This window comes from Actinosynnema sp., from assembly GCF_052038725.1.
In genome coordinates this window covers 1-3,641 of record NZ_JBQGCX010001467.1, presented here as the reverse complement: position 1 = coordinate 3,641, position 3,641 = coordinate 1, and the positions used below count along the sequence as shown (strand labels likewise).

1 protein-coding gene is annotated in these 3,641 nt (G+C 77.0%); it reads left to right on the top strand.

All coding sequences use genetic code 11. The features are described from left to right. Positions 1-3,641, top strand: a 3,641-nt coding sequence (locus ACTUAL_RS30975) for a type I polyketide synthase (RefSeq protein WP_440902712.1), incomplete at both ends; no start/stop codon positions are given.

Sequence of the window (3,641 nt, the reverse complement as noted above, 5' to 3'; positions counted from 1 at the left end):
CGCCGACCTCGCCGCGCTGGGCTACGGCTACGGCCCGGTGTTCCAGGGCCTGCGCAAGGCGTGGCGGCGCGGGACCGGCCCCTCCGCCGAGGTGTACGCCGAGGTGGCGCTGCCCGAGTCGGTCGCCGCGTCCGCCGCCTCCTTCGGCCTGCACCCCGCGCTGCTCGACGCCGCCCTGCACGCCGTGGACGTCGCGGGCACGGCGCCCGGCGACCCCGGCGAGGTGCGCGTCCCGTTCGCCTGGAACGACGTCGTCCTGCACGCCACCGGCGCGTCGGCGGTGCGCGTGCGCATCAGCCCCGCCGGGTCCGACGCGGTGTCGCTGACCATCACCGACCCGGCGGGCGCGCCGGTCGCCACGGTGGGCTCGTTCGTCTCCCGCGCGGTCACCGCCGAGCAGCTCGCCGCCGCCCGCCGCGAGCACCACGAGTCGCTGCTGCGCCAGGAGTGGGTCTCGCGGCCCGTCCCGTCCGGCCCGGTCCGCCCGGCCACCGTGCTCGGCGCGGGCCACGCCGACCTCGCCGCGCTGGGCGCCGCCCTCACCTCGGGCGCGACCGTGCCCGAGACCGTCGTCCACCACGTCCCGACGAGCACCGGTGACGTCCTCGTCGACGTCCGCGCCGCGCTCGACTCGGTGCTCACCGTGGTCCGCCAGTGGCTCGCCGACGAGCGCTTCGGCCCGTCCCGCCTGGTCGTGGTCACCAGGGGCGTCCGCGACGCGGACCTCGCGCACACCCCGGTGTGGGGCCTGGTCCGCGCCGCGCAGGCGGAGAACCCGGACCGCTTCACCCTGGTCGACCTGGACGACGCCCCCGAGTCCGCCGCCCAGCTGCTCCCGGCCGTCGCCACCGGCGAGCCGGAGCTGTCCGTGCGCGCGGGCAAGGTCTCCGTGCCGCGCCTGGCGCGCGTCCCGGTCGAGGAGCCCGCCGACGACCCGTGGGCGGGCGAGGGCACCACCCTGGTCACCGGCGGAACCGGCGGCCTCGGCGCGCTGGTCGCCAAGCACCTGGCCGCCAGGGGCGCCCGGAGGCTGGTGCTCACCAGCCGCCGCGGCCCCGACGCGCCCGGCGCGACCGAGCTGGTCGCGGAGCTGGCCGACCTCGGCGCGACCGCCCGCGTGGTGGCCTGCGACGTGGCCGACCGCGCCGCCGTCGCCGACCTGCTCGACGGCAACACCGACCTGACCGCCGTCGTGCACACCGCCGGTGTCGTCGCGGACGGCACGGTCGGCGCCCTCACCGCCGAGCGCGTGGACGAGGTGCTGCGCCCCAAGGCCGACGCCGCCTGGCACCTGCACGAGCTGACCCAGGGCCGCGACCTGACCGCGTTCGTCCTGTACTCCTCGCTGGCCGCGCTGCTCGACAACCCCGGCCAGGGCAACTACGCCGCCGCGAACCTGTTCCTCAACGCGCTGGCCGAGCGCCGCCGCGCCGAGGGCCTGCCCGCCACCGCCCTCACCTGGGGCCTGTGGCTGGGGGAGAGCGGCATGGGCTCGGTGCTCGACGCCGCCGCCCTGCACCGCATCGAGGCCTCCGGGATGCCGGGCCTGACCCCCGAGGAGAACCTGGCGCTGCTCGACGCCGCGCTCACCACCACCGAGCCGGTGCTCGCCCCGGTCCGCCTCGACCTGACCGCGCTGCGCGCCCGCCAGGACGGCGTCCCGGCCCTGCTGCGCGTCCTCGCCCCCACCGCCGCGCGCCGCGCCGCCGGGGGAGCGGCCCAGTCCGGCGGTGACAGCCTCGGCGCGCGCCTGGCCGAGCTGCCCGAGGCCGACCGGGACCGCGTCCTGCTCGACCTGGTCCGCGCGCACGTCGCGGCGGTCCTCGGCCACGGCGGCGGCGACGCCATCGAGCCCAAGCGCGCGTTCAGCGAGATCGGCTTCGACTCGCTGGCGGCCGTGGAGCTGCGCAACCGGCTCACCACCGCCACCGGCCTGCGGCTGCCCGCGACCCTGGTGTTCGACTACCCGACCCCGCTCGCCCTGGTCGGGCACCTGAAGGACAAGGCGCTCGGCGACCGCGCCGCCGCCGCGCCCGTCCAGCGCGCCACCGCCACCGCGGTGGACGACGAGCCCATCGCCGTCGTCGGCATGAGCTGCCGCTTCCCCGGCGGCGTCACCACCCCCGAGGAGCTGTGGCGCCTGGTCGCCGACGGCGTCGACGGTATCTCCCGCTTCCCCGACGACCGGGGCTGGGACGTCGACTCGCTCTACGACCCCGAGCCCGGCAAGCCCGGCCGCACCTACTCGGTCGAGGGCGGCTTCCTGGACGACGCGCTGGACTTCGACGCCGAGTTCTTCGGCATCAGCCCGCGCGAGGCCACCGCGATGGACCCGCAGCAGCGCCTGCTGCTGGAGACCGCCTGGGAGGCGCTGGAGCGCGCGGGCATCGACCCGACCTCGCTCAAGGGCAGCCCGACCGGCGTGTTCGCGGGCATCATGTACCACGACTACGCCCTGCGGCTGAAGGACATCCCGGAGGACCTGGCCGGGTACCTGGGCAACGGCTCGCTCGCCAGCGTCGCCTCCGGCCGCGTCGCGTACGTGCTCGGCCTCGAAGGCCCGGCCGTCTCCGTGGACACCGCGTGCTCCTCGTCGCTGGTGTCGATCCACCTGGCCGCGCAGGCCCTGCGCGGCGGCGAGTGCTCGCTCGCCCTGGCCGGTGGTGTCACCGTCATGGCCACGCCCGACACGTTCCTGGACTTCAGCCTCCAGCGCGGCCTGGCCGCCGACGGCCGCTCCAAGTCGTTCTCCGCCGACGCCGACGGCACCGCCTGGGGCGAGGGCGTGGGCGTGCTCGTGCTGGAGCGGCTGTCCGACGCGCGCCGCAACGGCCACGAGGTCCTGGCCGTGGTCAAGGGCTCCGCGATCAACCAGGACGGCGCGTCCAACGGCCTGACCGCCCCCAACGGGCCGTCGCAGCAGCGGGTCATCCGCGCCGCGCTGTCCATGGCGGGCCTGTCGCACACCGAGGTCGACGCCGTCGAGGCGCACGGCACCGGCACCCGCCTGGGCGACCCGATCGAGGCGCAGGCGCTGCTGGCCACCTACGGCCAGGACCGCACCGAGCCGCTGTGGCTGGGCTCGATCAAGTCGAACGTCGGCCACACCCAGGCCGCGGCCGGTGTCGCGGGCGTCATCAAGATGGTCATGGCGATGCGCGAGGGCGTGCTGCCCCGCACCCTGCACGTGGGGGAGCGCACCCCGCAGGTCGACTGGTCCGAGGGCGCGGTCGAGCTGCTCACCGAGGCCCGCCCGTGGCCGGAGACCGGTCGTCCGCGCCGCGCGGGCGTGTCCTCGTTCGGCATCAGCGGCACCAACGCGCACGTCGTGCTGGAGCAGGCCCCCGCCGCCGAACCCGCCGCAGAGCCCGAGCCCGCCGAACCGCAGCCGTCCGGCCTGGTGCCGTGGGCGCTGTCCGCCCGCACCGGGGACGCCCTGCGCGAGCAGGCCGCCCGGCTGCGCGAGCACGTCGGCTCGGCGTCCCCGCGCGACGTCGGCTGGTCCCTGGCCACCACCCGCGCCGCACTGGAGCGCCGCGCCGTCGTGGTCGGCGAGGACGCCGACCAGCACGACCCCGCACAGTACGCGCTGGCCTCCCGCGAGGCCGCGGCCTCCCTCGGGGACGGCGAGGCGCTGTCCG